This window comes from Actinomadura terrae, from assembly GCF_022751215.1.
GTDB lineage: Bacteria > Actinomycetota > Actinomycetes > Streptosporangiales > Streptosporangiaceae > Spirillospora > Spirillospora terrae.
The window spans coordinates 1,793,039-1,820,038 of sequence record NZ_JAICDG010000001.1; the positions used below are offsets into that span (position 1 = coordinate 1,793,039).

Sequence of the window (27,000 nt, forward strand, 5' to 3'; positions counted from 1 at the left end):
CCCGGCCGGTTTCGTTTCAGGCTCGGCGGGCGTGTTCGCGGGTGGGGGTGGTCGGGGTCGTTAGCCATTGGGAGGCGAGGTTGCGGTAGTAGGGGCTGGTGTCCAGGAGCTCCGCGTGAGTGCCGGACGCGACGATCCTGCCCTGGTCGAGGACGAGGACGCTCGCCGCCGCGCGGACGGTGGTGAACCGGTGCGCGATGACGAGCAGCGCGCACCGGCCGGCGGCCTCGTCGATCGTGCGGTGCAGCGCCGCCTCGCTCTCCAGGTCCAGGTGCGAGGTCGGCTCGTCCAGCAGCAGGAGCCGGGGCCGCGCGACGAGGGCGCGGGCGATCGCCAGGCGCTGCCGCTCCCCGCCCGACAGCTCCCTCCCATGCTCGCCGACCCGGGTTTCGAGCCCCTTGGGCAGCCGCGCGACGAGCTCGTCCAGGTTGGTCATGGCGACCGCCCCGCGGATCTCCTCCTCCCCGGCCTCCGGAGCCGCGTAGACCAGGTTGTCGCGGAGGGTCCCGTCCAGGACCGGGCAGTCCTGCTCGACGAGCCCGATCCTCGACCGGTGGCCGTCGCGGCTCAGCGAGTCGGCCCGCATGCCCTCGACCAGCACCTCTCCGCGGTCGGGGTCGTAGAACCGCTCGGCGAGCGCGAAGATCGTCGACTTGCCCGCGCCGGACCGCCCGATCAGGGCCACGTGCCCGCCCGGCGGCACCTGGAACGACACCCCCCGCAGCACCGGCCGCCCCCGCCCGTATCCGAACCACACCTCCCGGAACTCGAGTGCCGCCGCCCGGCCGCCGTCCGTACTGGAGTCGCCATGAGCGGAAGCGTGGGGGGCGGCGGGTCCGCAGGTCTCGACGAGAGGTCGGGAGGCTTCGGACGGGGCGGCTGCGGCGGCGTCGGTCTCTTGGGGCAGGGCCAGGGCCTCGGTGATGCGGTGGACGGCGCCGGTGCCCTGCTGGACGGCGCTGAACGCCTCGAAGATCGAGCCCAGCGGCGCCGTCAGGTACAGCATGTAGAGCAGGAAGGCGACCAGGTCGGCGACGGAGCCGCTGCCGCCGGCGACGCGCGTTCCGCCGACGAGGAGGACGACGAGGAACGAGCCGGTCACCGCCAGTTCGGTGGCGGGGGAGACCAGCGCGTCGAACCCGGCCATCCGGACGTTCGCGACATAGGCGGCCTCGGCGCGGTCGCCGATGCGGGCGCTCTCGCGGGGTTCGGCGCGGCCGGCCTTCACGGTCCGGATCGCGCTGAGCGCGCGTTCCAGGCCGGCGGCCATCTCGCCGGTCGCCTGGCGGCCCCGCAGCGACGCGGCCCGCATGCCCCGCAGCGCGAGGGCGAGCGCCGTGCCCGCGCCCGCGACGATGGCGGCGACACAGCCGAACAGCACCCAGTCCAGCCACAGCATCAGCACGATCGTCGCGGCCAGGCCGATGACGCCGGTCACGGCGTCGGTGAGCCCGCCGGCGATGATCTGCCGCAGCGCGAGCGTGTCGGCGTCCGCCCTGGAGATCAGGTCGCCGATCCGGTGCCGGTCGTAGACGGGCATGCGGAGCCGCAGCAGGTGGTCGATCAGGCTCAGCCGGACGCCGAGGACGATCCCCTCGCCGGTCCGCGCGAGCTGGAAGCGGACCAGGGCCTGCACCAGCGCCTGGCCGACGAACAGAACGACCAGCGTGCCGACCGCGGTCCACGGCGTCCGGCCCGACCCGGCGACCGCGATCACGTCCCGCGCGACCAGGGGCTGGGCCAGGGCCAGCGCGGACGCCAGCAGGGTCGCCGCGACGGTGGCGGCGATGGCGCCGCGGTGCCCGGCGGCCAGCCGCAGGACGTCGCGCAGCCCCGCCGTGTTCGCCCGGCCGGGGGCGCCCTCGTCCTCAGCGCCCACGGTCCCCGCCCCCGCGCGGAGGGACGGTGATCAGGGCGGCGAGGTAGCCGTCCGGGACGTTCTCCTCGACGAGGCGGCCTTCGGCCTCCACCCACGCGTGCGCCCCAAACGGCGGCCGGACCCGGACGCCGACGCACCAGCTCGGCCACGCGCCCCACATCCGGCACAACAGGACGGTCGCCAGCGACCGGGGCAGGCATCCCCGCGGCCCGAGGCAGGCGAGGCTGCCGGCGAGGACGGCGTCGCGTGCCCGTTTCGCCTGGTCGTAGGTGGCGGGGGAGGCGCCCCTGGAGAGCAGGGCGAGGAGCGCGCGGATGCGCGCGGGCGGCAGGAGGGCGATCGGCCGGGCCAGGAGGACGGCCAGCCGCGCGGCCGCGCGGCGCCGCAGCGGGCCCTTCGGGGGGCGCTCCAGCGCGCTCGGGACGGTCACGACCGCACCAGCCCCGCCGTGCGCAGCTGCCCCACCAGCGCCGTGACGTCCCGCAGCGCCTGTGGCTCGTCGACGTCGAACTCCTCGGCCATGGTCGCGGCGGCCTCCTCGGTGGTGCTGCCGTCCGCCAGCAGCCGCAGGACCCGGGCGGCGGTCGGATTGAGCTGCCAGTAGTCGCCACTGCGCTCGTCGAGGAGCACCGTGCCGTAGGCCGTGTCCGTCGTGGACACGCCGGGACGCAGTCGCAGGCTCATGCGGGGCCTTCCCTTCCGTAGCGGTCTTCCGGACGGCTCATCGCCGGGTCGGCGCCCCGGCGCGGCGGTGTTCCAGGGTGCGCAGCCAGACCTCGCAGCCGAGGGTGGAGTACAGGACCGCCTCGCGCAGCGCGGGCGTGTCGGGACGGGAGACGAGGGCCCTCAGCCGCTCGCCGTCCACGAGGCCGAGCCGGGCCAGCCGGGAGTCGTCGCACAGTTCCAGCAGGTCGCGGTTGTGCGCGCGCAGCCCGTCGGCGGCGTCCATGGACGCCTCCGCCTTGTTGGCGCGGGCGAGGCACTCGTCCGGGACGATGCCGCGCATGGCCGCGACGAGGAGCGGCTTGTACCGCCACGGGGTGACCCGGTCCTCGGCGCGCACGGCGAGGCAGGCCTCGATCACCCGGTCGTCCAGGAAGGGCGAGGCCATCGGAAGGCCCGCGCGGGCGCTCGTCCACTCCCACTGCCGGATGATGCGCGTGCAGGCCCGGATGGAGTGCAGGTCCATGTGCCGCCCCCGGTCGGGCGCCAGCGGCTCGGCCGTCCGGGCGGCCTCGCGCAGCACCTGCCGCGCCGCCTCCGCCGCCTCGGGCGTGACCCAGTCGAACAGCCGCGGCGCCATGTCCCAGCCGAGCGAGCCCGCGACGGTCGGCCGGGCGGGGGCGCGGAGGTCGCCGGCCGCGTCGCGGAGCCACCGGCGGTAGGGACGGCCGTCGGCCAGGGCACGCGCCGCCGGGACGAGCGGCCAGTCGAACAGCGCCCGGAACCCCCGCAGCCGCCGCAGCGCGAACAGCGGCCGCCTGCGCAGCAGCCCGTGGTAGTGGGCCTCGGAGCACCAGGCGACGTGGTCGCCGCCGATGCCGGTCAGGTGCAGGCGGCTGCCCTTCGCCAGCAGCCGGGGGACGTGGTCGAGCATCCGGGCGCGGTCCATCACGCCGATGCTGGGCTCGTCCAGCGGGTCGTCGATCTCCAGGAGCCCCTCGTAGACCAGCGAGGAGTCCTCGGCGGGCCACACCGCGTGCTCGACGCCGGGCAGGTGCGCGGCGGCGCGCCGCGCCCACGTCAGGTCCTCGTCGGCCGGGTCGCGGCCGGGCCAGGTGGACGCGACGATCCCGGCCTCGCCCCGGGCCGCCAGGAAGCAGACCGAGGTCGAGTCCAGCCCGCCGGACAGGTCGCAGCTGACGACGCCGCCGCCCGCGGTGCGCGCCTCGACCGCCGCGGTGAGCGCCGCGGCGATGTCGTCCGCGGCGGCGGCGAGCGGGCGCACCGCCTCCGGCGCGGTCCACCAGCGGCGCACGCTCGCGCGGCCGTCCGGCTCCACCAGCAGGTGGGCACCCGGTTCCACCCCCTCGATCCCCCGCCACAGGGGCGTGTGGAGCAGCGGATGCGGGGCCGGCCACAGCAGGCGCGCGGCGACCTGGCGCTCGTCCAGCGCGGCCCCGGTCAGCGCCGCGAGCGTGTCGGCGCGGTCGGCGGCCACCGTGACGCCGCCCGCGCGGGTGTGGAAGACCAGCCGCAGCCCGGCGGCGTCCCCCTGGACGCGCGTCCGGCCGTCCAGCGCGGCGACGAGGTGGAAGCTCCCCGGCAGCGAGCGGACGAGTCGGTCGAGGGCGGAGAGGTCGCGCAGCCGGCCGGCCTCCCGGGCGAGCCGATCGGGGCCGATCGGGCAGGTGCCGATGATCGCGATCCGGGCGTCTCCCGCCGTGGCCTCGGTCATCTCGGCGTCGCTCCAGCGGCCCGCCAGCCAGGGCCGTCCGGACGGGTGCCGCAGCGTGCGTTCGGGGGGCGTGGGCAGGCCCGAGGCCACGGCGAGGGCCGCCTCGTGGTCCGGTAGGACCACGAAGGACGCCTCGCCGTGACCCGGCATGCCATCGTGATCAGGCATGGGCTGCGAACGCCTCGCTCAGTTCTTGCTGAGGATCAGGCGGTCGTTGCCGTGGAACTGGAGCAGGCCGGTGTCCTTGCGGAAGGAGCCGGCCGCCACAAGGGCGGGGGTCTCGTACTTCTGCATTTTCTCCTCCTCTTGCCGTGGGTTTCCCGGGAGAGATCTCCCGTGTTCCGCCTTCCGGGGTTCTCGGCGGAATGCGAAACGCGAGAAGCATGCCATCCAGGCGAGCGCTTTGACTATCCCGCCGATTCTCGATCTTCCGGACGCGGGAGTGATCGATGACGGCTGCGAGGAGAAAAATCGGGATAAGATAGCCATACCTCTAGGTATGGGGCTTCCGGTAAAGCCGGTTCCCTTTCCTCGGGGTCATTGTTCGGTGGCAGAGATGAAGGATCAAGTTAACCTGTACGCAACCTAAGATGATGTTGCTTGGCGCAAATGTGCGGCATATGGCGGCGCGCGCCCGCGGTCCAATCTTCGGGCGCGGAGAAGGGTGTGCGGGATGCCGCACACCCTTTGGTCTGGCCTTCGGCCCGCCTATCGTCCCGCTCTTTGTACCGGCCTTTGAGAATGCCCTTTGAATCGTCCTTTGGTGCGTGCGCCCGAAGGCGGGCCACACGGCTTGAGGGCGGCTGCGGCCTGAGGGCGCAACGGCCTGAGGGCGGGCTACGGCTTGAGGGCGAAGAACGCCCGCACGCGGGCCCGGTGGTATTCGAGATCGTCCTCGTCGTGCTCGACGCCGCGCGCGCGGGCCAGCTCGAAGTAGGCGGTCTCGCGGCGGATGCGGTGGCGGATGAGCTGGGCGACCGTCTCGTCGTCCATGGGCCCGGCGGTGCCGCCCGCCGCGTGGTAGTCGGCGACGAAGCGGCGCCGCAGCTCGGGGGCCTCGGCGTGCTCGTCCGTCCATTCGAGCGCGGCGGAGGCCACCTCGAACTCGGGGGCGGCGACGAACGCCTCGTCCCAGTCCAGGAGGGCGACCAGGCGGCCGCCGCGCGCCAGCGTGTTGCCCTCGTAGTAGTCGCCGTGGACGACCTGGCGCGCCGGGGTGCGGGCGTGGAAGTCGGCGAGCCACCGGTCGAGCCCCGGGTCGGCGAGCTCGGGGACGTCCGCGGGGAACGAGCCGTCCAACCCGATCTCGGCGAACGACCGGGTGGGACGCGGCGGAGGCGCGTAGTCGGCCAGCGCCCGGTGCAGCCTGGCGAGGAGCGCGGCGGCCTGGGCGCGCGTCGTGGGCGCCTCGGTGTCGGGCCACTCGCCCTCCACATGGCGCCACAGCGACAGCGGGCGGCCGTCGGCACGGACGACCGTGGCGCCGTCGCGGGTGCGCAGCGGCGCCACCGCCTCGGGCATGCGGGACGCGGCGTGCGCGGCCACCGCGTGGCACCACTCGGTCTCGGCGTCGCTTCGCCAGGCGGGCCCGACCCGCACCACGAGTTCGCCGATCCGGTACGCGGCCGACTCCTCGCCGCCGAACAGCCGCTCGGCGGGGCCGTCGGCGGGAAGGTTCCAGCCAGCCTGGACCGCCTTCCGCATCACGCCCGTGAGCGGCGTCTCGGCGTAGATCATCCTGTCTCCCTCGCGGTGGGGGTCCACCGATCGGTGGACGGCGGGTTCAGTCGTTCGCCGCTGCCGGGGACGGGGGCCCGACCAGCAGCATCGAACACATGATGAATCTTCCAGTACGCGTGGCCCGGTGGAGCGCCGGGCACCCCTGGCGGGCGATCGCCGGGTGGTTCCTGTTCGTCGCGCTGTGCCTCGGCGTGGGCATCTCGGTCGGCGGCCACGCCGCCACGTCCGCGGACTTCCGGGTCGGCGAGGCGGGACGGGCGGAGGCGATGGCGGCCGAGGGCGGGCTGGAGAACAGGCCCGTGGAGCGGGTGATGATCTCGGGCGAGGGGCCCAGGGACGCCGCCGCGCGCGACGTCGCCGCCCGGATGAAGGGGCTGCCCGAGGTCGAGTCGGTCGCCGCGCCGGTGCGGTCCGCCGGGGGCGACGTCGTCCGCGTCGATGTGACGCTCAAGGGGCCCGAGCTGGACGGACGCAAGCACGTCGAGCCGCTCCGGGCGCAGACCGCCGGCGTCCAGGCCGCCTACCCGGGGCTGCGGGTGGTGGAGACCGGCGGGCCGTCCGTCAGCAAGGGCGTCGAGGAACTGCGCGGGGAGGACCTCTCGCGCACCGAAGTGATCGCGCTGCCGGTGACGCTGCTCACGCTGCTGCTGGTCTTCGGGTCGGTGGCGCTCGCCGTGGTGCCGCTGCTGCTGGCGCTGACGTCGATCGTCGCGGCGGTGGGCCTGTCGATGCTGGCCTCGCACGTGTTCCCGGACGCGGGGGTCGGCACGAACGTCATCCTCCTGATCGGGCTGGCCGTCGGCGTCGACTACACGCTGTTCTACCTCAAGCGGGAGCGGGAGGAACGGGCCCGGGCGGGCGGACGGCTCAGCCCCCAGGCGGTGGTGGAGCTGGCGGCGGCGACCTCGGGACGCGCCGTCGCGGTGTCCGGGCTCGCGGTCGCGGTGTCGAGCGCGACGCTGTTCCTGGCGGACGACGTGATCTTCTCCTCGATCGCCACCGGCGCGATCGTGGTGACGGTGGTCGCGGTGGCCAGTTCGATGACCGTCCTGCCGGCGCTGCTCGCGAAGCTCGGCGCGCGGGCCGAACGCCGCCGGGAGCGCAGGGCGCAGCGCGGCAAGGCCGTCCGGGCGCGCCGGGAGGAGGGCGCCGGCCGCATCACCACGGCGCTGCTGCGCCCCACCGAGAAGCGCCCCGCGATCACGCTGGCGGTCGCCGTGCTGGCGATGCTCGCGCTCGCGTCCCCGCTGCTCGGCCTCAAGCTCACCGACATGGGACGGGAGACCCACCCGCGCAGCATCCCCGCCGTCAAGGCCTACCACCAGCTGAACGCGGCCTTCCCTGAGCTGAAGTCCACGCACCAGGTCGTCGTCCGCGCCGACGCTGGAGGGGCGGCCGAGGTGCGCGCCGCACTCGACGACCTCTCCCGCCGGACGCACCAGGACTCGCGCTTCACGGGCAAGCCGTCCCTGCGCACGTCGGCGGACGGCCGGATCAGCCTCCTGGAGCTGCCCGTCCCGCACTACGGCAGCGAGGACGCGGCACGCGCGTCCCTGCGCGACCTCAGGAAGGAGTACATCCCGGCGACCGTCGGACGGCTGGACGCGGACGTCGCGGTGTCCGGGGACGTCGCCCGCTACACCGACTACCCCGACCACCAGAAGGGCAAGCTGCCGCTGATCATCGCGACGCTGCTGCTGGTGACGTTCGCGATGACCGTGTGGGCGTTCCGGTCGGTGGTGCTCGGGCTGGTCGGGGTCGTGCTGAACCTGCTGTCGGCCGCCGCCTCGCTCGGCGTGCTGGTCGCGGTGTTCCAGAACACCTGGGCGGAGGGGCTGCTCGGCTTCACCTCGACGGGGTCGATCGGGTCGCGCGTCCCGCTGCTGCTGTTCGTGATCCTGTTCGGCCTGTCGATGGACTACCAGGTGTTCGTGATCAGCCGCATCCGGGAGGCGGCGCTCGCCGGGGTGCCGACCCGGCGGGCCGTCCTGGACGGCGTCGGCGGCTCCGCGCGGGTCGTGACGAGTGCGGCGTTCGTGATGGTGACGGTGTTCGCGAGCTTCGTGCCGCTGCACATCATCGAAATGAAGCAGATGGGGTTCAGCCTCGCGGTCGCGGTGCTGCTGGACGCGGCGATCATCCGGATCATGATCCTGCCGGCGACGATGCTGCTGCTCGGGGAGCGGAGCTGGTGGCCCTCGCGGGGGATGCGCCGGGCCGGGGCGGCGGCGGTGCGTCCGACCGAAAAAGTAGGCTGACCGGCATGGACGCGTGGCCGCAGCACGACGATCGGCGCCAGGCCCGCAACCTCGTCCGGTGGTACGCCGCGCTGTGGGTGGTCGGGGGACTGTGCCCCCAGGTCATCGCGGCGATCGACGACCACGGCGGGGTGCGGGTCTGGGGGATCGTGCTGCCGGTCGCGCTCGGCGCCTGCTACGCGGTGACGGCGCCGCTCCCGCGCGTGCTGCCGCCGCCGGTGTTCCTCTGCCTGCTCGCGGCCGGGATCGGCGCCGAGTCCTACGTGCGGGCGGGCGCCGCCTCGCTCTACATCGCCTCCCTCCCGCACTTCTGGATCCTCGCCGGGAACCCCCGGCGGGCGGCCGCGCTGAGCGGCGCCGCCGGGGTGCTGACGCTGGTGGGGGAGGCCGCGCGGGGCGGGGACGTCCCGTCCGGCAACATGCTCTTCACCGTGAGCGGCTTCGTGGCCGGGCTGCTGCTCGGGCTGGCCGCGTACCGGTACGTGCGGCAGACCGAGGAGCGGGCGCGGCGGCTCGCCGCCGACCTGGCGGTGGCGCAGCGGGAGCTGGCCGAGGCGAACCGGCGGCAGGGCGCGGCGGAGGAGCGCGAGCGCCTCGCGCGCGAGATCCACGACACGCTCGCGCAGGGCTTCGCGTCGATCATCGTGCTCGCGGAGGCGGCCCGCGCGGGGCTCGGCGCCGAACCGGGCCGCAGCGAGCAGCAGCTCCGCTCGATCGAGCGGACGGCGCGGGACAACTTCGCGGAGGCGCGCGCCCTGGTCGACTCCGCGCGCCGCGACGGCCCCGCGCAGGGCCCCGTCGCGGCGACGCTCCGCCGCGTTCTGGACCGCTTCACCGAGGACACCGGCATCCCCGTCGGCGCGGAGCTGCCCGACGTCGAGTGCGACCAGCCGGCCCGGATCGCGCTGCTGCGCTGCACGCAGGAGTCGCTCGCGAACATCCGCAAGCACGCGGACGCGTCGTCGGTCGGCGTCGTGCTGGAGCGGTACCCGCACGGCGTCGAGCTGGAGATCACCGACGACGGCCGCGGGTTCGTGGTCGGCGCGTCCAGCGGCTTCGGCCTGGAGGGCATGCGCCGGCGGCTGGCCGAGCTGGGCGGGGAGCTGACCGTCACCAGCTCGGTCGGCGACGGCACCCGGATCCTCGCGATGATCCCGACGTCCCCCGTGGATCCGACGAGCACGCAGACCCCCGACGACCCCGCAGGAGTGAGATGACCGACCGCACGCTCCGCGTCATCGTGGTGGACGACCACACGGTGATGCGCGCCGGGGTGGTGGCGCTGCTCGCCACCGAGCCCGGCATCGAGATCGTCGGGGAGGCGGGCGACGGGCGCGCGGCCGTCGAACTCGCCGAGCGGCTCCGTCCCGACGTCGCGCTGGTCGATCTGCGGATGCCCGTCCTGGACGGGGCGAGCGCGACCGCCGAGATCGTCGCGGGCGGGTCCGGGACGCGGGTGCTGATCCTCACCACCTACGACACCGACGCCGAGATCGAGCGGGCGATCGAGGTGGGCGCGGTCGGCTACCTGCTCAAGGACACCACCCGCGAGCGGCTCGCCGACGCGATCCGGTCGGCGGCGCGCGGTGAGACCGTGCTCGCGCCCCGGGTCGCCGAGCGGCTGGTGGCGCGGATGCGGCGGCCCGCGCCGGTGCCGCTCACCGCGCGGGAGGTGGACGTGCTGAACGGCGTCGCCGACGGCCTCTCCAACGCCGACATCGGCCGGCGGCTCGTCATCGCGGAGGCGACGGTGAAGACGCACCTGCTGCGCGTGTTCGCGAAGCTCGACGTCAGCGACCGCACGCACGCGGTGGTCGTGGCGATGGAGCGCGGGCTGCTGCCCCGCCCGCGCTGAGGCCCGGTCGTCAGGCTCGGCTGAGGTCCCGGAGGCTTCGCCGCGCGAACGTCTGAGAAATGTCACGCGGGGGTCCGGGAAGGTGGCGCGGGCGGGGTCCTACGATCGCCGTATGGAGTACGAGGTGCGCCTGGCGCGGCCCTCCGACCTGCCGGGCCTTCCGGCGATCGAGATCTCGGCCGACCGGCTGTTCGCCCCGCTCGGGATCGTGTTCCCGCCGGGCCCGACGGTGATCGAGCAGATGGCCGGCGCGGACGCGGAGATCCTCGTGGCGGGCGACCCGCCGGTGGCGTTCGCCGCCGTCGAGGACGTGGACGGCGCGCCCCACCTGGAGCAGATCGCCGTCCGGGGCGACCTGGTGGGGCGGGGGATCGGGACCCGGCTGCTGCGGGCGGTGCGCGAGCGCGCGGCCGCCGCCGGTGCGCCGGGCGTGAGCCTGCTGACGTTCCGGGACGTCCCGTGGAACGGGCCATGGTATGCCCGGCAGGGGTTCGCCGAACTTCCCGAGCAGCGCTGGGGCCCTGGCCTGCGCGCCTACTGGAAGGCCGAGATCGAGGCGGGGCTGCACGACCTCGGCCCACGGCTGATGATGTGGGCGCCGTCCGGCTGAGCGCCGCGCTAGCACCGCCTCGCGCACGTAATGTGGTTCCCCGGAACGCGTCGGGCACGGGGTGCGCCGCTAAAAAATCTACAACGTAAAGGTGGGAACCGGTGACGTCGCGCGAGCGTCAGCCTGAGGGAGCCGGAGGGGGACGATGACGGGTCCGGGGTCATGGGTGCGGTGGATGCGCGGGCGTTTCGGCGAGCGGGGGCTCGCGCTGACCGCGCTGGTGGGCCTGCTGGCGCTCGCGGTCGTCCCGCTGGTGGCGCTGCCGGCCGTCCGGTGCGAGGTGTTCGGAGCCGGGTGCCACCGGCCGCCGCAGGAGGTCCGCGCCGACCCGGTGTCGGCGCCGGGGCGCCAGCTCACCCCCGTGCAGGCGGCGACCCGGGGCGGCTACGTCGCGCTCGGCGACTCCTACTCCTCCGGCGTCGGCGCCGAGGCGACCATCGGCGACAACAACCCGCTGGAGCGCTGCCACCGGACGTCCAAGGCGTACTACAACGAGGTCTCCAAGGCCTTCCCGTTCGCGAAGGGCACCTCGTTCTGGGCGTGCTCGGGCGCGACCACGGCGGACGTCCGCAACGGCAGGCACGGCGAGCCGTCGCAGCTCGGCCGCCTCAACGCCGACACGAGCCTCGTCACGCTGAGCGTCGGCGGCAACGACATCGGGTTCTCCAGGGTCGTCGCCGGGTGCGTGGTGAAGCTGCCGTGGAGCAGGAGCTGCTTCAGGCAGGGCGACGACATCGCCAAGAAGATGTCCGACCTGCGCCGCAACCTGCCCGAGCTGATCGGCCAGATCCACGCCCGCGCGCCGCGCGCCCGCATCATCCTCATGGGGTACCCGAAGGCGTTCTCCGAGGTGGACGGCACCGGCGGCGACAACCTGCGGGTGTCGGAGCAGCAGTGGCTCAACGCCCGCGCCTACGACCTCGGGCAGCTCATCCGGGCGAGCGCCGCCGAGGCCGACCGCCGCATCGCCGCCCGGCACCAGCAGGGCAGCGTGGAGTTCGTCGACTCCTACAGCGCGTTCGCGGGCCACGAGGTCGGCAGCCGCCAGCCGTACATGAACGGCCTCACGGTGAACCTGTCGGCGCTGGAGGCCGAGCCGCGCAGCTACCACCCCACGGTGAGCGGCCAGCACGCCCTCGCGGGGCTGTTCATCGAGCAGGTCAAGAAGGGGCCGGGCCGCCCCGTCTCCTAGCGGGACGTCTCCTAGCGGGGGAGGGAGCGTTCGGCGGCGTCGGCGGCGAGGCGCCGCACAGGCACCCTGGCCTCCGCGTTCACCGCGCGGAACGTCAGGACGCGCGGGCGCGGAACGCGGCGCGGTAGGACTGCGGGGACGCGCCGACGCGGCGGGCGAAGTGGGCGCGCAGCGTCACCGGGGACCCGAAGCCCGACTCGGCGGCGACCCGCTCGACCGGCAGGTCGGTGCTCTCCAGCAGCTGCTGGGCGCGGTGGACGCGGGCCCGCGACAGCCACCGCTGCGGCGTCGTCCCGGCCTGCTCTCGGAACCGGCGGGTCAGGGTGCGGACGCTGACGGAGGCGTGCCGGGCGATGTCGTCCAGCGTCAGCGGGCGGTTCAGGTTCGCCTCCAGCCAGGCGAGCGTGGGCTGGAGCGCGGTGTCGCCGTCCGGGGGGTCCTCGTGCCGGATGAACTGCGCCTGCCCGCCGTCGCGCTGCGGCGGCATGATGATCCGGCGGGCGGTGCGGGCGGCGGTCGCGGCGCCGTGGTCGCGGCGGACGACGTGCAGGCACAGGTCGATGCCGGCGGCGACGCCCGCCGAGGTGAGCACCTGCCCGTCGTCCACGTACAGGACCGAGGCGTCGACCTCGACGCGCGGGTGCAGCCGGGCGAGGCGGTGCGCGTACATCCAGTGGGTGGTGGCGCGCCGCCCGTCCAGCAGGCCGGCGGCGGCCAGCACGAACGCGCCCACGCAGATGGAGGCGATCCGCGTGCCGCGCTCCGCCGCGTCGCGCAGCGCGTCCAGCACCTCGGGCGGATGCTCGGCAGGGTGGTCGTAGGGCTGGTCGTGGCCGGGGACGACGATCGTGTCGGCCGTGGCGAGCGCGTCCAGGCCGAAGGGGGGCTCGACCCGCATCCGCCCGCCCGTCGCCGAGGTCGCCGCGCCGCCCGGCAGCCCGCACACCCGCGTCTCGTACAGGGGGACGTCCCGGTCGGTGGTGGACGTGCCGAACACCTGGCCGGGCACCGCCAGGTCGAACGCCACTACCCCGTCCAGCGCGAGCACCGCGACCACATGCATGGCCAGAACGTAGCGCACCACGTCGCTCCGGACACTGGCCGGGGTCCCGGACGCGTCGGGATGATCATGCCAATCGAGCAGAGGAGGGTCCCTCATGACCGACACGGCCGACCGGTTCGCCGAGTTCGCGATGCCCGACACCGACCTGACCCGCGCGGTCCACGACCTCGCCTTCGCCGCCGAGCTGCGCGCGCTCGCCCACCACAGCGTGCGGGTGTACCTGTTCGGGCGGGCGCTGGGCGAGGCGCGGGGGCTGCGTCCCGGCGACGCCTACGACGACGAGCTGCTGTTCGTGGCGTGCCTGCTGCACGACATGGGGCTGACCGAGCAGGGCGACGGCGACCAGCGGTTCGAGGTGGACGGCGCCGACCTCGCCGCCGGGTTCCTTGAGGGGTACGGCGTCGCGCCGGACCGGATCCGGGTGGTGTGGGAGGCGATCGCCCTGCACACCAGCGTGGGCATCCCGCCGCGGATGCGTCCCGAGATCGCGCTGACCAGCGCCGGCGCCGGCGCGGACATCGCGGGGTTGCAGGCGGACAGGCTCCCGGACGGCTACGCCGACCGCGTGCACGCGGCGTACCCGCGGCTGGAGCCGGGCGGCGGGCTCACCCACCTGGTCGTCGACCAGATCGTCCGGAACCCGCGCAAGGCGCCGCTGGGGACGCTGCCCTACGAGATCGCGCGGCAGCTCGGCGCGGACATCCCCCTCCCGTCGTGGACGGAGCAGGTCGGGGGAGCGTGGCGCGGGGTCGCCTGACACCGCGCGGCGGCGCCGGGACGGGATCGCCCGCGCCCCCGGGGCGACGGGGGCGCGGGCGACGCTCCGACGGTCCTGGCCGGACCGGTCCGCTCAGGTCGCGAGGACCGCCTGGAGGAAGTCCCGGGTGCGCTGCTCGGACGGCTCGCCGAACATCTGCTCCGGCGGGCCCTCCTCGACGATCTGCCCCTCGTCGAACATCAGGACCCGGTCGGAGATGTCCTTGGCGAAGGTCATCTCGTGGGTGACGCACAGCAGCGTGAGGTCGCTCTGCCGGGCGATGTCGCGCAGCAGGTCCTGGACGCCGACGACCAGCTCGGGGTCGAGCGCGGAGGTCACCTCGTCCAGCAGCAGCACCTGCGGCTCCATCGCCAGCGCCCGCGCGATCGCGACGCGCTGCTGCTGGCCGCCCGAGAGCTGCGACGGATGCGCGTCGATCTTGTCGGCGAGCCCGACCAGGTCGAGCAGGCCGCGGGCGCGCTCGACGGCCGCGTCCTTGGGCACCCCGAGCACCCGCATCGGCCCCTCGGTGAGGTTGCGCAGCACGTTCATGTTCGGGAACAGGTTGAACTGCTGGAACACCATCCCGATCCGCTTGCGCATCTCGTGCAGGTGCTTCTGGTTCGCCGGGACGCGCTTGCCGCCGCGGTCCATGTGCCACAGCGGGTCGTCGCCGACGAAGATCAGGCCCCCGTCGGGCTTCTCCAGCGTCATCAGCAGCCGCAGGATCGTGGTCTTGCCCGACCCGCTCGGCCCGATGAGCGTCACCCGCTCGCCCGGCGCGACCGTGAAGTCGAGCTCGCGGAGCACGGTGTTGCTCCCGAACCGCTTGACCACCTTCTCGAAGCGGATGCCGGGCGCGTCGCCGCGCACGGGCGCCGCGTCCTTCTCTGGTGTGGTGTCAGTTGGTGGCATAGTGCCTCTCCAGGCGGCGGAGGAGAATCGACGAGATGACGCTGACCAGGATGAACAGCACGCCCACCATGGTCATCGGCTCCAGGTACTCAAACGTCCTGGCGCCCACCGACCGCGCGGAGGTGAGCAGCTCGGGGACGCCGATCGCCAGCAGCAGCGGCGAGTCCTTGAACATGGCGATGAGGTAGTTCCCGAGCGTCGGGATCACCTTGCGGAACGCCTGCGGCAGGACCACGTCCAGCCACACCCGCGTCTGCGGCAGGTTCAGCGCCTTCGCGGCCTCCCACTGCCCGCGCGGGACGTCGGCGATCCCGGCCCGGTACACCTCGGCCATGTACGTCGAGTAGTGGATGCCGAGCATGAGCACGCCGACGGTCAGCTTCCCGAACGTCAGGCCCCAGGTGGGCAGGACGTAGAAGGCGAAGAACAGCTGGGGGATGAGCGGGGTGCACCGGATGAACTCGGTGACCCACCGCACCACCTGGCGGACGATCACGTTCGGGGTGCGCCGCAGCATCGTCCACACCAGGCCGAGGACGACCGCGATCAGGTAGCCGAGCAGCGTCGCGATCAGCGTGTAGCGCAGGCCCCTCAGCAGGTCGGGGATGATGTCGCCGGTGTAGCTCCAGTCCCATTCCATCAGCGCGCCACCCCCGCTCCGGGCGCGCCGGCGGCGACCGTGCCGAGGGCGGGCTCACGCGAGGGGCGCCGCCCGAGCATGCGGTCGACGCGGCGCTCGGCGAACCGGACGAACAGCTGGAGGATCTGCGCGACGACGAAGTAGAGGACGAGCACCAGCGAGAACGACGCGACGGTCTCGCCCGTGCTGCTCTGGAGGTTCTTGGAGACCGTCGTCAGGTCGGTCAGCCCGACCAGCGACACGATCGCCGTGCCCTTCATCAACTCGATGAGCAGGTTGCCGAAGGGCGGCAGCATCAGCGCGAACCCCTGGGGGAGCAGGACGCGCCGCATCCGCTGCAACGGGGTGAAGTTCAGCGCGACCGTGGCCTCGTACTGCGCCCGCGGCACCGCCTTGATCGAGCCGCGCACGACCTCCGCGCCGTAGGCGCCGATGTTCAGCCCGAGCGCGAGCACCGCCGCGACCATCGTCGAGTTCAGCCTGATACCGACCAGCGGCAGCGCGTAGAAGAACCAGAACAGCAGCACCAGCGTCGCGGTGCCGCGGAAGAACTCCACGTACACGCGGTTCAGCACCCGGATCCAGGCGTGCCGCGAGGTGCCGGCCAGCCCGAACACCAGGGCGAGCACCAGCGCCACGCCGCTGCCGTACACCGTGAGCTGGAGGGTGAGCCACGCGCCCTTCAGCCACTGCTCGTAGCCGTCGAGGACTTCGGACACCTGATCATCCCTTGCAGAACTTGGCGGCTGTGTCGGCCGCCGTCGGGATCTCCGCCTGGGTGAACCCGAACGGCTGGAGGATCGGCAGCAGCCGGTTGCCCTGCTTCAGTTCGGCGAGCTTGCCGTTGAAGGCGGTCAGCAGGTCGTTGTCGGCCTTGCGGAACGCGAACGCGCCCGCGCCGAACTGCTCCTTGCCGTCGATGACCGGCGTGAACGGCGCGGTGACCTCGTAGGGCTCGCCTTCGTGCTTGGTCAGCAGGTTCGCGAGCGAGATACGGGTGAGCCAGATGCAGTCGACGCGTCCCGCCTTCAGGCCCTCGAATCCGCTGGCCTGGTCGGCGAACACCTGGATGTTGCCCTTCTTCACGCCGCTCTTCTCCGCGTAGCCCTGTTCGACGGCGCCCTCCAGCACCCCCACCTTCACGCCCTTCTTACCGGGGTCGTCCTGCTTGAGCAGCCCCTTGGGGTTGCCCTTGCGGACCATGAACGCGCTCTTGGCCACATATTCCGGGTCGGAGAAGGCCACCGAGTTGCACCGCTCGGGCGTGATGAACATTCCCGCCGCGACGACGTCGAACCGTTTGGCGTTGAGCCCGGCGATGAGGCCGGAGAAATCGACCTGGACGCCCGTCACCTTGTCGATCCCGAGTTCCTTGAAGATGACCCGCGCGAGTTCGGGCGCCTCCCCGGTGAGCTTCCCCGACTTGTCGGTGTAGCCGTAGGGCGCCTCGTTGGCGAAGCCGACCGTGATCTTGCCGGCGTCCTTGGCCTTCTGGAGCGAACCGCCGCCCGACTTCTCCTCCTTCGGATCCGTCGTCGAGCAGCCCGCGGCGGCCAGCGGCGCCGCCGCGGACAGCAGGACGGCGGTGCGCAGGAAGTCGCGTCTCGAGGAAGTCATCGTTGAACTCCTGGATGGTGTGCCGCCGCGCCCGCGGGGGGCCGGACGCCCCCCGCGGGCGCGGGGATGATCGGTCGGGGTTATCGAATTGTTGTCAGGCGACCGGCGTGAAGTCGCGCGCCCCGATGAACGAGGGACGCGGCGCGGGCGCCGCGAACGGCTCGACACAGGTGTTCTCGACGCTGTTGAACACGATGAACACGTTGGAGCGCGGGAACGGGGTGATGTTCCCGTTCGAGCCGTGCATGCAGTTGCAGTCGAACATGGTCGCCGAGCCCGCCGGGCCCGTGAACAGCTCGATCCCGTGCTTGTCGGCCAGGATGGACAGGCTGCCCGGGTCAGGCGTGCCGATCTCCTGGCCGCGCAGCGATTCCTTGTAGTGGTCGGACGGGGTCTCCCCGACGCAGGCCACGAAGGTCTTGTGCGAGCCAGGCATGATCATTAGCCCGCCATTGTGCACGAAGTTCTCGGTGAGCGCGATGGAAATGCTCACGGCGCGCATGCGCGGCATGCCGTCCTCGGCGTGCCAGGTCTCGAAGTCCGAGTGCCAGTAGAAGTCCTTGCCGGTGAACCCCGGCTTGTAATTGACCCGGCTCTGGTGCACGTAGACGTCGGAGCCGAGGATCTGCCGGGCCCGGCCGACCACCCGCGGGTCGCGCACGAGCTGCGCGAACACCTCACTGATCCGGTGCACCTCGAAGATGGAGCGGACCTCGTCGGAGCCGCGCTCGGTGACCGTGCGCTCGTCGGCGAGGATCGCGGGGTCGGCGGCCATCCGGCGCAGCTCGGCGCGGTAGTCCTCGACCTCGGCGGGCGTCAGCAGCTCCTCGACGGTCAGGTAGCCGTTGGCGTCGAAGGAGTCGAGCGTGGCGGCGTCGACGGGCCCGTCCTGCGGCGCCCCGTACACGACGGGGTCCTGCCGGTAGAGCAGGGCGGCCTCGGCGGCCTTGCGGGTGGGATAGGCGTCGTCGATCGTGGGATGGGACTCGATGATGCTCATCAGGCGTCCTCCTCCGTGAGCAGCGGGTAGATGCCGTTCTCGTCGTGAACCTCCCGGCCCGTGCAGGGCGGGTTGAAGACGCAGACGGTCCGCACGTCGGTGTGGGCACGCAGGGTGTGGTGCTCGTGCCCGTCCAGCAGGTACATCACGCCGGGTTCGATGCGGTGCTTCTCGCCGGTCTCCTCGTTGATCAGTTCCCCTTGGCCCCCGATGCAGTAGACGGCCTCGATGTGGTTCGCGTACCACATGCGCGTCTCCGTGCCGGCGTACAGGATGGTCTCGTGCAGCGAGAAGCCCACGCCCTCCTTGGCCAGCACGAAGCGGCGGCTGCACCAGGTCTCGGCACGCACGTCGCGCTCGGTGTCGATGATCTCCTCAAGGGAACGAACGATCATGAATCTCCTCTTTCCGCTGGAGCCGTGACGGTGTCGGTGGGGCGGGCCGGGCCCGCCCGGGCGTGGGTCAGACCGCCACGGTGGAGCGGACGGCCTCGACCGACTCGGCGAGGATCTCCAGGCCCTGGCCGAGGTCGGCCTCGCTGGTGGTGAGCGGCGGCAGCAGCTTGACCACCTCGCTCTCCGGGCCGGAGGTCTCCATCAGCAGCCCCCGGCGGAACGCCTCCTCGCACACCTTCGGCGCGAGTTCGGCGTCCGACATCACCAGGCCCCAGGCGAGGCCCCGGCCGCGGACGGAGTCGACCGCCCCGGCGTGCTGGAGCGCGATCGCGTTCAGCGCCGTCTCGACCTGCTGGCCCTTGGCGAGCGTCTGCTTCTCCAGCCCGGCGCCCACCCAGTACTCCTCCAGCGCGGCGACGGCGGTCACGAACGCCGGGTTGAAGCCGCGGAAGGTGCCGTTGTGCTCGCCCGGCTCCCACACGTCCAGGTCGCGGCGCATCAGCGTGACCGCGAACGGGAGCCCGTAGCCGCTGAGCGACTTGGACAGGCAGACGATGTCGGGCGTGATCCCGGCGTCCTCGAAGCTGAAGAACGGCCCGGAGCGCCCGCAGCCCATCTGCACGTCGTCGACGATCAGCAGGATGTCGTGGCGGCGGCACAGGTCCTGGAGGCCGCGCAGCCACTCGGCGGTCGCGACGTTGATGCCGCCCTCGCCCTGGATCGTCTCCACGATCACGGCGGCGGGCTTGTCCAGGCCGCTGCCGCTGTCGTCCAGCATCGTCTCGAACAGCAGGAAGTCGGGCGTGCGGCCGTCCAGGTAGTTGTCATAGGGCATCGCGACGCCGTGTCCGAGCGGCACCCCGGCGCCGGTGCGCTTCATCGAGTTGCCCGTGACGGCCAGCGCGCCGAGCGTCATGCCGTGGAAGGCGTTGGTGAAGCTCACGATCGTCTCGCGGCCGGTGTACTTGCGCGCCAGCTTCAGCGCGGCCTCCACCGCGTGGTTGCCCGCGGGCCCCGGGAACTGGACCTTGTAGTCCAGCCCGCGCGGCGTGAGGACGTACTCGTTGAACCGTTCCAGGAAGTCGCGTTTCGCGGTCGTGTACATGTCGAGCCCGTGCACGACCGCGTCACCGGCGAGGTAGTCGATGAGCCGGCGTTTCAGTTCGGGGTTGTTGTGCCCGTAGTTCAGCGTGCCGGCACCGGCGAAGAAGTCGAGGTAGGTGCGTCCGTTCTCGTCGGTCATGTGGCTGCCCTTGGCGGTCGTGAACACCGTGGGCCATCCTCGGCAATAGCCGCGGACTTCCGATTCCATGCGAGCGAAAACGTCCATGGTCTGCCTCCGGCAGGTGTGGATGGGAGCGGGGTTGCGTGTGGACGGACAAAGTGACGGACGGGTGGACGGTCAGGTGGACGGACGGGTCGCGTAGCGGTTCAAGCCATCGGTCGGGAGCGAGGAGTCGGGGACGGTCGGGTCGGGAATGCGGGCTGATCGGGCGAGCCGGTCGGTGCGGTCGATCCGTCCGGGCGACGGGGCGTCCGCGATCGCCGCGGCGGTGGCCGCGCGGGCGATGGGGCCGCTGCCGGAACATCCGCCTAGTTCGCGCCGGGGATCGGGCCGATTCGGAACAGGACCTCGGGCTCGTGGCCCCTGCCGGGGAAGTGCTCCGTCCCGAACAGGGGGCTGCGGTCCAGGTCGCAGCCGTGATCGCGGGCGAACGAGGAGAACATCGCCGTGGACGCCTCGTTGCCCGGCGTGACGGTCGCCTCCAGGTACCGGTGGCCGCAGGCCGCCTGGCGGCGCGCGAGCCGGTCCAGCATGCGGCGGGCGAGGCCCCGGCCGCGGTAGGACTTGTCGACGGCCACCTGCCACACGAAGAACGTGTCGGGGCGGGCGGGCCGCACGTAACCGGTGATGAACCCGCAGAGCGCGGCTCCGTCGCGCGCCACCACGGAGGTGTCGGCGAAGTCGCGGCACCACAGCGTGTAGCTGTAGGGCGAGTTGACGTCCAGGACGTGGGACTCGCGTGCGATCCGCCACAGCCCGGGGCCGTCGGTGAGGCTCGGCTCCTGGAGTTGCACGTCCGCGTTCGTCTCGGTCCGTTCGGGGCGTCGGGTCGGTGATTCCAGGGGTTGCGCTGCCATGTCCAGGCAACTTAGCGAATCTCGGCGCGTGATCGCTCCGGAATGTTATCTGCGAGATGTTTAGGATGTACCCGCAGCGGGTATGGCAGTAGGCTTGCCAATTTCGGAAGTATTTCGACGGCGTTAAGGCCGTGTCGCGGCGCGCATTTCCCCCTGTTATCCAGGCGGGACTGCCGAATGGGCGGCCGACCCTTCGTGCGGCCCATCTGCCCGTCACTCTAGTCCTTACTCATGGTGCGGGAAGCTGAATTTTGTATCGGTTCTGTGAGGTGAATCACTAAGATTTGCTGACAACGCGCCGGTGTGTGGGGGCGTCGTCACGTGTCTGCGGAGGTCGGACGGGTCGCCGTCGCGCTGGGACGGGTGGGGATCAAGGGATGAACCCGGGCATCCCGGCTCGACTCACACTCACCTTGCGACGAGACATGCCGTCTGTCCAGGCAACGGTTTGCTTGCCGGACGGTAAGAGTTCGGTGGGTTTTACGGACGTCTTCCCCTGCCCTCGGGGCCGCGCGGGAACGCGTGGCCCCGGCCCCTTCCGGGTCCACCGCCCGGCGGGTTGCGGTGGCCCCGGAATCGCGGCTTGCTGGAAGCGGTCAGGCGGCTTCCGGCTGATTTTCAGAGTGCATTCAGCGGGCGTTCGCGAAACGGTCGGTCGCCTCGATGAGCCGGTGCAGGATTCCCGGCTCGCTGTAGGCGTGGCCCGCGTCGTCCACGATGTGGAAATCCGCCTCCGGCCACGCCCGGTGCAGATCCCACGCCGTCGCCGCGGGCGTGCACACGTCGTAGCGGCCCTGCACGATCACGGCCGGGATGTGGCGGATCCGGTCCACGTCCCGGATCAGCTGGTCCGGCTCGAAGAACCCCTCGTTGACGAAGTAGTGGTTCTCGATCCGCGCGAACGCGACCGCGTAGTCGGGCTCCGCGAACGTCTCCGCCAGCGCGGGGTCGGGCCGCAGCGTCACCGTCGACCCCTCCCACGTCGACCACGCCTGCGCCGCCGCCACCCGGACGGCGCGGTCCGGGGAGTTCAGCCGCGTGTGGAAGGCCGCGATGAGGTCGTCGCGCTCGTCCTCGGGGATCGGCTCGACGTAGCGCTCCCACAGGTCGGGGAACAGCAGCGACGCCCCCTCCTGGTAGAACCAGTACAGCTCGAACGGCCGCAGCGTGAAGATGCCGCGCAGCACCAGCTCGCTCACCCGCTCCGGATGCGTCTGCGCGTACGCCAGCGACAGTGCGCTGCCCCAGCTCCCGCCGAACACCAGCCACCGCTCGATGCCCAGGTGCTCGCGCAGCCGCTCCATGTCGGCGACGAGGTTCCAGGTGGTGTTCGCCTCCAGCGACACGCCCGGGTCCTTGGCGTGCGGGACGCTCCGCCCGCAGTTGCGCTGGTCGAACAACACGATGCGGTAGGCCTCCGGGTCGAACTGCCCGCGGTGCGCCGCGCTGCACCCGCCCCCCGGGCCGCCGTGCACCATCACCGCCGGCTTCCCCTCGGGGTTCCCGCAGACCTCCCAGTAGACGCTGTCGCCGTCGCCGACGTCGAGCAGGCCGGAGTCGTAGGGCTCGATCGGCGGATACAGGGTGCGAAGTTCCATGGTGCGCGATTGTCCCACCAGCGCGTCCTCACCACGTCTTCGTCGCGTTCCCGTGTCGCGAGGGTGTGACACGTGGCACCGTGGGACCGGGCGGAACACGCACCGCGGAAACCGTGATCAGGCGTCCGGCGTGCGCGAACGTCCCGGGAGGTTCAGGAATCCAAACCCCCAAACTGGGCAAACGCTCTGCGGGAGCGCACTAGAGTGCCTTTCGTGAGCGAAGCGACGAGCCGTAGGGCGAGGAGTGAAGCGAGCACCATGTCCATGGCAGCCCCGCGAACGCGGCTCCGAGCCGCCAGGCGAGGAACAAAGTGAGTGAGCTGAACGGATCGGGTGGTTCGCGCGGGATCCCGGACGCGGGCTCCCCCTGGCCCGCGATGGGTCGTGACCCCGCCCAGCAGCCGATACAGATGTCCAAGCCCGGCGAGGCCACCCGTCCCGAGGTGGAGCAGCCCGAGGCCCAGCCCTGGGACATCGTCGAGCGCCTCCGCCAGATGGCCGACCTCATCGGCGACGCCCTCGCCGCCGGCGAGCGCAAGGTCAGCGAGACGCAGACCGAGACCGCCGCCCAGGTCGCCGCCGTGCAGGCGGAGAAGGAGTCGGCGCAGCGGGACGCGGCCGCGGCATGGGGTGAGGTGCAGCGTGCGCGCGGTCAGGCCGAGCAGGCCGACCGCCGCGCCGTCGAGGCCGAGCGCCGCGTCGCCGAGACGCAGACCGAGTCCGCCGCGCAGATCGCCGCCGTGCAGGCGGAGAAGGAGTCGGCGCAGCGGGACGCGGCCGCGGCATGGGGTGAGGTGCAGCGTGCGCGCGGTCAGGCCGAGCAGGCCGACCGCCGCGCCGTCGAGGCCGACCGCAAGGCCGCCGACGCCGAGCGCCGCACCGCCGAGGTCCAGAACGAGGCCATCACCCAGATCGCCGCGCTCCAGACCGAGAAGGAGGCCGCGCAACGCGACGCGGCCGCCGCCTGGAACCAGGCCCAGCAGGGCCGCGCCCAGGCCGACCAGCTCCGCGGCCAGGCCGAGCAGGCCCGCATGCAGGCCGAGCAGGCCCGCATGCAGGCCGACCAGGCCCGCGGCCAGGCCGAGCAGGCCCGCGCCCAGATGGAGCAGCTCCAGGCGCAGGTCGAGCAGGCCGAGCGCCGCGTCGCCGAGGCCGAGGCGACCGTCCGGCAGGCGATCCAGCAGCGCGACGCCATGAGCGAGGCCCGCGACGACGCGCTGCGCGCCGTCGAGGACGCCGTCGGCGGCCGCCGCTCCGCCGAGGCCGAACGCGACCGCGTCGCCGACCAGGCGTCCGAGCTGTCGCGCGCCCTGGAGAACGCGCACGCCGAACTCGCCGCGCTGCGCGCCAAGGTCACCGACGCCGAGATGACCGCGCAGAACCTCCAGCACGCCGTCGTCGCCGCCGGCAAGGAGGCCGACGAGACCCGCCGCCGCGCCGAGTCCTCCGAGCGCCGCGCCCAGGAGAACGAGCGCCGCGCCCAGGACGCCGAGCGCCGCGCCGCCGACGCCGAGCGCCGCGCCCAGGACGCCACCGTCCGCGCCGAGACCGCCGAGGCCGAACGCCAGCAGGCGCTCGACACCGCCGCCCAGTCGCTGGAGGCCGCCAAGAAGGCCGAACGCGAACGCGACACGGGCGCCAAGGCCCGCGAGGCCGCCGAGCGCACCCGCGAGGCCGCCGTCCAGGCCCAGGCCCGCGCCGAGTCCGAGCTGACCCTCGCCCGCGGCCGCGCCGACCAGGCCGGCCGCGAACGCGACAAGGCCGTCGCCGGCATGCGCCAGATGGCCGCCGAACGCGACGCCATCGCCGAGAAGCTCGCCGAACGCGACCAGTGGGTCGACCAACTCGCCCAGGCCGTCACCGAGCAGCGCGCCTCGATAGCCGAACTGTCCCAGGAGCGCGACGCCGCCCGCAACGCCGCCGACCAGGCCCGATCCCTGATAGACGAGCTGACCCGCCAACTCCGCACCATCATGCCCAACGGCTCCCCAACTCCGTTCTGATTGCAGTTCCCTCGGCGTCAGTCGCTGGCGCTCCTTCCTTCGACGGGAACTGCGCCGATCGCTGGCATCGCTCCGAACTCGCCTGGCGGCTCGCTGCGCGATCAGGTTCTCGCAAGCTCGAACCTGGCTTCGCACGCGATCGCGGGGCCTGGCTCGCTGACGGCTGAGCCAACGGCTGAGGTAGTCGCGTCCCGAGCGGTGCGGGTAGGTGCGCACGCGGGCGCACCTACACAAGCCACGGACCCGCGCCGTCGGGCGGGTGTCGGTCTGAACCTCAGCCGTCAGCCCACGGGAAGGTTGCGATCGCGTCCGAAGGCAGATTCGAGCGGAGCAAGAATCTGATCGCGCAGCGAGCCGCCAGGCGAGTTCGGAGCGATGCCAGCGATCGCCGCAGTGTCCGTTGAAGGAGGGCGCTCTAGCGCCTGACGCCGAGGGCACTGCAATAAACACAGCGAGCCGCCAGGCGAGTTCGGAGCGATGCCAGCGATCGCCGCAGTGTCCGCCGAAGGAGGGCGCCCAGCGCCCGACGCCAAGGACAATGCAATAAGCTGGTACTCCGTGGACAGTGAGACTGTTCCGCCTCGCAACGACCACGGGAGCGTCTTCTTGCCTTCGGCAGCCCCTGGTAGGCCCCGTCCTACCAAGCATCTCTTCGTCACCGGCGGTGTCGCCTCAAGCCTCGGCAAGGGACTGACGGCGTCCAGTCTGGGGCGGCTTCTCACGCTTCGGGGCCTGCGGGTCACGATGCAGAAGCTGGACCCGTACCTCAACGTCGACCCCGGGACCATGAACCCGTTCCAGCACGGGGAGGTCTTCGTCACCGACGACGGGGCGGAGACCGATCTGGACATCGGCCACTACGAGCGGTTCCTGGACACCGAACTGCACGGGTCCGCGAACGTGACCACGGGGCAGGTCTACTCGAACGTGATCGCCAAGGAGCGGCGCGGGGAGTACCTCGGGGACACGGTGCAGGTGATCCCGCACATCACCAACGAGATCAAGGACCGGATCCGGGGGATGGCCGCCGACTCCGAGGTCGACGTGGTGATCACCGAGGTCGGCGGGACGGTCGGGGACATCGAGTCGCTGCCGTTCCTTGAGTCGGTGCGGCAGATCCGGCACGAGATCGGGCGGGACAACTGCTTCTTCCTGCACGTGTCGCTGCTGCCCTACATCGGGCCGTCGGGGGAGCTGAAGACCAAGCCGACGCAGCACTCGGTGGCGGCGCTGCGCTCGATCGGCATCCAGCCGGACGCGATCGTGTGCCGGTCGGACCGGCCGATCACCGACGGGCTCAAGCACAAGATCAGTCTGATGTGCGACGTGGACCGGGAGGCGGTGGTGTCGGCGGTGGACGCCGCGTCCATCTACGACATCCCGAAGGTGCTGCACTCGGAGGGGCTGGACGCGTACGTGGTGCGGCGGCTCGGGCTGCCGTTCCGGGACGTGGACTGGGGCGCGTGGGACGAGCTGCTGCGCCGCGTCCACAAGCCGGCGCGGGAGGTCACGATCGCGCTGGTCGGCAAGTACATCGACCTGCCCGACGCGTACCTGTCGGTGACCGAGGCGCTGCGGCACGGCGGGTTCGGCAACGACGCCCGCGTGCGGATCCGGTGGGTCAAGAGCGACGACTGCGAGACGCCGGAGGGCGCCAAGCGGGAGCTGGACGGCGTCGACGGCGTGCTGATCCCCGGCGGGTTCGGCGTCCGCGGGATCGAGGGGAAGGTCGGGGCGGTCCGGCACGCGCGGGAGAACCGGGTGCCGCTGCTCGGCATCTGCCTGGGCCTCCAGTGCATGGTGATCGAGGCGGCGCGGACGCTCGCGGGGCTGCACGGCGCAGACAGCGCGGAGTTCGACGGCTCCACCGCGCATCCGGTCGTGGCGACGATGGCCGACCAGGTCGACGTGGTCGCGGGGGAGCGCGACATGGGCGGGACGATGCGGCTCGGGCTGTATCCCGCCGACCTCGCCGACGGGTCGCTGGTGCGCGAGCTGTACGGGGAGGCGAAGGTGTCCGAGCGGCACCGGCACCGCTACGAGGTCAACAACACCTACCGCGACCGGCTGGAGGAGGCGGGGCTGCGGTTCAGCGGCCTGTCGCCGGACGGGCGGCTCGTGGAGTACGCCGAGCTGCCGGGCGGGCAGCACCCGTTCTTCGTCGGCACGCAGGCGCATCCGGAGTTCCGGTCGCGGCCGACGCGCCCGCATCCGCTGTTCACCGGGCTCGTGTCGGCGGCGCTGGACTACTCGGCGGCGCGGGGCGAGGGCGACGCGGGCCGGGTGGCGGCGTCGTGAGCGACCGGCTCGGGCCCGGCGACGTCCGCGACCGCCCGGAGCGGTGGGAGGTCACCGGGGAGGAGACCGTCTTCGCCGGGCACGTGTTCGACGTGCGCCGGGACGGCGTGGTGATGCCGCGCGGTGAGGACACCGAGGTCGTGGGGCGGGACGTCATCGTCCACCCGGGGTCCGTGGGCATCCTCGCGCTCGACGGGCAGGACCGCGTACTTCTGCTGCGTCAGTACCGGCATCCCGTGGGGTACCTGCTGTGGGAGGCGCCCGCCGGGCTTCGGGACGTGGCGGGGGAGCCACTGCACAAGCTCGCCGAGCGGGAACTGCTGGAGGAGGCGGGCTACCGCGCCGACCGGTGGGACACGCTGGTCGACGTGTTCCCCTCGTCCGGGATGTCGGACGAGCGGGTCCGGGTCTTCCTGGCCCGGGACCTCACGGAGGTGCCCGCCGCCGAGATCGACTTCGAGCGGGTGCACGAGGAGGCGGACATGCCCGTCGTGTGGGTGCCGCTGGAGGAGGCCGTCCGGAAGGTCCTCGCGGGCGAGGTGCACAACATGATCGCCACGGTGGGCGTCCTCGCGGCGCACGCCGCCCGGGCGGACGGGTTCCGCGGGCTGCGGCCGGTGGACGCCCCCGAGGGCTGACG

Annotated in this window: 25 protein-coding genes; 9 read left to right on the forward strand and 16 right to left on the reverse strand. The window is 72.5% G+C overall.

Going from position 1 to position 27,000, the window contains the following annotated elements:
* Positions 1-16: 16 nt before the first annotated feature.
* The 6 genes from K2F47_RS08035 to K2F47_RS08060 all read right to left on the reverse strand — a co-directional run bounded on the left by K2F47_RS08035 (position 17) and on the right by K2F47_RS08060 (position 6,014).
* Positions 17-1,879: an ABC transporter ATP-binding protein gene (locus K2F47_RS08035; RefSeq protein WP_242902120.1), complete on the reverse strand. Its 1,863-nt coding sequence runs from the start codon at positions 1,877-1,879 to the stop codon at positions 17-19.
* On the reverse strand, positions 1,869-2,309 hold the full coding sequence (locus tag K2F47_RS08040) for a lasso peptide biosynthesis B2 protein (RefSeq protein ID WP_242902121.1): 441 nt from the start codon (positions 2,307-2,309) through the stop codon (positions 1,869-1,871). Before K2F47_RS08040 ends, K2F47_RS08035 begins: the two co-directional genes overlap by 11 nt.
* Entirely contained in the window at positions 2,306-2,563 is a 258-nt protein-coding gene (locus K2F47_RS08045; protein ID WP_242902122.1) for a lasso peptide biosynthesis PqqD family chaperone, read from the reverse strand. Before K2F47_RS08045 ends, K2F47_RS08040 begins: the two co-directional genes overlap by 4 nt.
* A gap of 37 nt (positions 2,564-2,600) precedes the next feature.
* Complete coding sequence (locus K2F47_RS08050) at positions 2,601-4,445, reverse strand: asparagine synthase-related protein (RefSeq protein ID WP_242902123.1); 1,845 nt, start codon at positions 4,443-4,445, stop codon at positions 2,601-2,603.
* Positions 4,446-4,463: 18 nt separating this feature from the next.
* Complete coding sequence (locus K2F47_RS08055; RefSeq protein WP_242902124.1) at positions 4,464-4,571, reverse strand: keywimysin-related RiPP; 108 nt, start codon at positions 4,569-4,571, stop codon at positions 4,464-4,466.
* Positions 4,572-5,114: 543 nt separating this feature from the next.
* Positions 5,115-6,014: a phosphotransferase gene (locus tag K2F47_RS08060; RefSeq protein ID WP_242902125.1), complete on the reverse strand. Its 900-nt coding sequence runs from the start codon at positions 6,012-6,014 to the stop codon at positions 5,115-5,117.
* A 98-nt stretch (positions 6,015-6,112) separates the two neighbouring features.
* Between K2F47_RS08060 and K2F47_RS08065 the strand changes: the two genes are divergently transcribed.
* The 5 genes from K2F47_RS08065 to K2F47_RS08085 all read left to right on the forward strand — a co-directional run bounded on the left by K2F47_RS08065 (position 6,113) and on the right by K2F47_RS08085 (position 11,932).
* Positions 6,113-8,275: an MMPL family transporter gene (locus tag K2F47_RS08065; protein ID WP_242902126.1), complete on the forward strand. Its 2,163-nt coding sequence runs from the start codon at positions 6,113-6,115 to the stop codon at positions 8,273-8,275.
* A gap of 5 nt (positions 8,276-8,280) precedes the next feature.
* Positions 8,281-9,492 (forward strand): sensor histidine kinase, encoded by a 1,212-nt coding sequence (locus K2F47_RS08070; RefSeq protein WP_242902127.1) that lies wholly within the window; start codon positions 8,281-8,283, stop codon positions 9,490-9,492.
* On the forward strand, positions 9,489-10,130 hold the full coding sequence (locus K2F47_RS08075) for a response regulator (protein WP_242902128.1): 642 nt from the start codon (positions 9,489-9,491) through the stop codon (positions 10,128-10,130). The genes K2F47_RS08070 and K2F47_RS08075 overlap by 4 nt, the downstream gene beginning before the upstream one ends.
* A gap of 112 nt (positions 10,131-10,242) precedes the next feature.
* A complete protein-coding gene (locus K2F47_RS08080) occupies positions 10,243-10,740 on the forward strand; it encodes a GNAT family N-acetyltransferase (protein ID WP_242902129.1) in 498 nt (165 codons plus the stop codon).
* A gap of 175 nt (positions 10,741-10,915) precedes the next feature.
* A complete protein-coding gene (locus K2F47_RS08085) occupies positions 10,916-11,932 on the forward strand; it encodes an SGNH/GDSL hydrolase family protein (RefSeq protein ID WP_242902130.1) in 1,017 nt (338 codons plus the stop codon).
* Between the two features lie 94 nt (positions 11,933-12,026).
* On the opposite strand, the gene K2F47_RS08090 is transcribed toward K2F47_RS08085, so the two are convergent.
* A complete protein-coding gene (locus tag K2F47_RS08090; protein ID WP_242902607.1) occupies positions 12,027-12,995 on the reverse strand; it encodes a GlxA family transcriptional regulator in 969 nt (322 codons plus the stop codon).
* 94 nt (positions 12,996-13,089) lie between these two features.
* Between K2F47_RS08090 and K2F47_RS08095 the strand changes: the two genes are divergently transcribed.
* Positions 13,090-13,752, forward strand: a complete 663-nt coding sequence (locus K2F47_RS08095; protein WP_242902131.1) for an HD domain-containing protein — start codon at positions 13,090-13,092, stop codon at positions 13,750-13,752.
* A 93-nt stretch (positions 13,753-13,845) separates the two neighbouring features.
* Here the strand turns inward: K2F47_RS08095 and ehuA are convergent, their stop codons facing one another.
* The 9 genes from ehuA to pip form a co-directional block, all read right to left on the reverse strand.
* Positions 13,846-14,667 (reverse strand): ectoine/hydroxyectoine ABC transporter ATP-binding protein EhuA, encoded by an 822-nt coding sequence (ehuA, locus tag K2F47_RS08100; protein ID WP_242902132.1) that lies wholly within the window; start codon positions 14,665-14,667, stop codon positions 13,846-13,848.
* Positions 14,654-15,307, reverse strand: a complete 654-nt coding sequence (gene ehuD, locus K2F47_RS08105) for an ectoine/hydroxyectoine ABC transporter permease subunit EhuD (protein WP_242902133.1) — start codon at positions 15,305-15,307, stop codon at positions 14,654-14,656. Before ehuD ends, ehuA begins: the two co-directional genes overlap by 14 nt.
* Positions 15,307-16,026 carry an ectoine/hydroxyectoine ABC transporter permease subunit EhuC gene (ehuC, locus tag K2F47_RS08110; RefSeq protein ID WP_242902134.1) on the reverse strand — a complete coding sequence of 240 codons (720 nt, stop codon included), beginning with the start codon at positions 16,024-16,026 and terminating at the stop codon, positions 15,307-15,309. Before ehuC ends, ehuD begins: the two co-directional genes overlap by 1 nt.
* Before the next feature lie 4 nt (positions 16,027-16,030).
* Positions 16,031-16,924 carry an ectoine/hydroxyectoine ABC transporter substrate-binding protein EhuB gene (gene ehuB / locus K2F47_RS08115; RefSeq protein WP_242902135.1) on the reverse strand — a complete coding sequence of 298 codons (894 nt, stop codon included), beginning with the start codon at positions 16,922-16,924 and terminating at the stop codon, positions 16,031-16,033.
* Between the two features lie 94 nt (positions 16,925-17,018).
* A complete protein-coding gene (gene thpD / locus K2F47_RS08120) occupies positions 17,019-17,924 on the reverse strand; it encodes an ectoine hydroxylase (RefSeq protein ID WP_242902136.1) in 906 nt (301 codons plus the stop codon).
* The gene (locus tag K2F47_RS08125; RefSeq protein WP_242902137.1) at positions 17,924-18,319 is read right to left on the reverse strand and encodes an ectoine synthase; all 396 of its coding nucleotides are present in this window, start codon (positions 18,317-18,319) and stop codon (positions 17,924-17,926) included. Before K2F47_RS08125 ends, thpD begins: the two co-directional genes overlap by 1 nt.
* Before the next feature lie 67 nt (positions 18,320-18,386).
* The gene (gene ectB, locus K2F47_RS08130) at positions 18,387-19,649 is read right to left on the reverse strand and encodes a diaminobutyrate--2-oxoglutarate transaminase (protein ID WP_242902138.1); all 1,263 of its coding nucleotides are present in this window, start codon (positions 19,647-19,649) and stop codon (positions 18,387-18,389) included.
* 263 nt (positions 19,650-19,912) lie between these two features.
* Positions 19,913-20,461: a diaminobutyrate acetyltransferase gene (gene ectA, locus K2F47_RS08135; RefSeq protein WP_242902139.1), complete on the reverse strand. Its 549-nt coding sequence runs from the start codon at positions 20,459-20,461 to the stop codon at positions 19,913-19,915.
* A 629-nt stretch (positions 20,462-21,090) separates the two neighbouring features.
* On the reverse strand, positions 21,091-22,059 hold the full coding sequence (gene pip / locus K2F47_RS08140; RefSeq protein ID WP_242902140.1) for a prolyl aminopeptidase: 969 nt from the start codon (positions 22,057-22,059) through the stop codon (positions 21,091-21,093).
* Between the two features lie 311 nt (positions 22,060-22,370).
* On the opposite strand from pip, the gene K2F47_RS08145 reads away from it, so the two are divergent.
* From K2F47_RS08145 to K2F47_RS08155, 3 genes are all read left to right on the forward strand, one after another.
* A complete protein-coding gene (locus K2F47_RS08145) occupies positions 22,371-24,062 on the forward strand; it encodes a coiled-coil domain-containing protein (RefSeq protein WP_242902141.1) in 1,692 nt (563 codons plus the stop codon).
* Between the two features lie 606 nt (positions 24,063-24,668).
* On the forward strand, positions 24,669-26,360 hold the full coding sequence (gene pyrG / locus K2F47_RS08150) for a CTP synthase (protein WP_242902142.1): 1,692 nt from the start codon (positions 24,669-24,671) through the stop codon (positions 26,358-26,360).
* Positions 26,357-26,998 carry an NUDIX domain-containing protein gene (locus tag K2F47_RS08155; RefSeq protein WP_242902143.1) on the forward strand — a complete coding sequence of 214 codons (642 nt, stop codon included), beginning with the start codon at positions 26,357-26,359 and terminating at the stop codon, positions 26,996-26,998. Before pyrG ends, K2F47_RS08155 begins: the two co-directional genes overlap by 4 nt.
* The last annotated feature ends 2 nt before the right edge of the window (positions 26,999-27,000 follow it).

Bases quoted from the DNA above. Each gene is read 5' to 3' on its own strand.
- K2F47_RS08045 (WP_242902122.1), bottom strand. From the start codon at position 2,563: ATGAGCCTGCGACTGCGTCCCGGCGTGTCCACGACGGACACGGCCTAC.
- ehuB (WP_242902135.1), bottom strand. From the start codon at position 16,924: ATGACTTCCTCGAGACGCGACTTCCTGCGCACCGCCGTCCTGCTGTCC.
- pip (WP_242902140.1), bottom strand. From the start codon at position 22,059: ATGGAACTTCGCACCCTGTATCCGCCGATCGAGCCCTACGACTCCGGC.
- K2F47_RS08060 (WP_242902125.1), bottom strand. From the start codon at position 6,014: ATGATCTACGCCGAGACGCCGCTCACGGGCGTGATGCGGAAGGCGGTC.
- K2F47_RS08065 (WP_242902126.1), top strand. From the start codon at position 6,113: ATGATGAATCTTCCAGTACGCGTGGCCCGGTGGAGCGCCGGGCACCCC.
- K2F47_RS08075 (WP_242902128.1), top strand. From the start codon at position 9,489: ATGACCGACCGCACGCTCCGCGTCATCGTGGTGGACGACCACACGGTG.
- ectA (WP_242902139.1), bottom strand. From the start codon at position 20,461: ATGGCAGCGCAACCCCTGGAATCACCGACCCGACGCCCCGAACGGACC.
- K2F47_RS08080 (WP_242902129.1), top strand. From the start codon at position 10,243: ATGGAGTACGAGGTGCGCCTGGCGCGGCCCTCCGACCTGCCGGGCCTT.
- K2F47_RS08095 (WP_242902131.1), top strand. From the start codon at position 13,090: ATGACCGACACGGCCGACCGGTTCGCCGAGTTCGCGATGCCCGACACC.
- K2F47_RS08055 (WP_242902124.1), bottom strand. From the start codon at position 4,571: ATGCAGAAGTACGAGACCCCCGCCCTTGTGGCGGCCGGCTCCTTCCGC.
- K2F47_RS08125 (WP_242902137.1), bottom strand. From the start codon at position 18,319: ATGATCGTTCGTTCCCTTGAGGAGATCATCGACACCGAGCGCGACGTG.
- K2F47_RS08050 (WP_242902123.1), bottom strand. From the start codon at position 4,445: ATGCCTGATCACGATGGCATGCCGGGTCACGGCGAGGCGTCCTTCGTG.
- K2F47_RS08070 (WP_242902127.1), top strand. From the start codon at position 8,281: ATGGACGCGTGGCCGCAGCACGACGATCGGCGCCAGGCCCGCAACCTC.
- K2F47_RS08090 (WP_242902607.1), bottom strand. From the start codon at position 12,995: ATGCATGTGGTCGCGGTGCTCGCGCTGGACGGGGTAGTGGCGTTCGAC.
- ehuD (WP_242902133.1), bottom strand. From the start codon at position 15,307: ATGGAATGGGACTGGAGCTACACCGGCGACATCATCCCCGACCTGCTG.
- thpD (WP_242902136.1), bottom strand. From the start codon at position 17,924: ATGAGCATCATCGAGTCCCATCCCACGATCGACGACGCCTATCCCACC.
- ehuA (WP_242902132.1), bottom strand. From the start codon at position 14,667: ATGCCACCAACTGACACCACACCAGAGAAGGACGCGGCGCCCGTGCGC.
- ectB (WP_242902138.1), bottom strand. From the start codon at position 19,649: ATGGACGTTTTCGCTCGCATGGAATCGGAAGTCCGCGGCTATTGCCGA.
- K2F47_RS08085 (WP_242902130.1), top strand. From the start codon at position 10,916: ATGCGCGGGCGTTTCGGCGAGCGGGGGCTCGCGCTGACCGCGCTGGTG.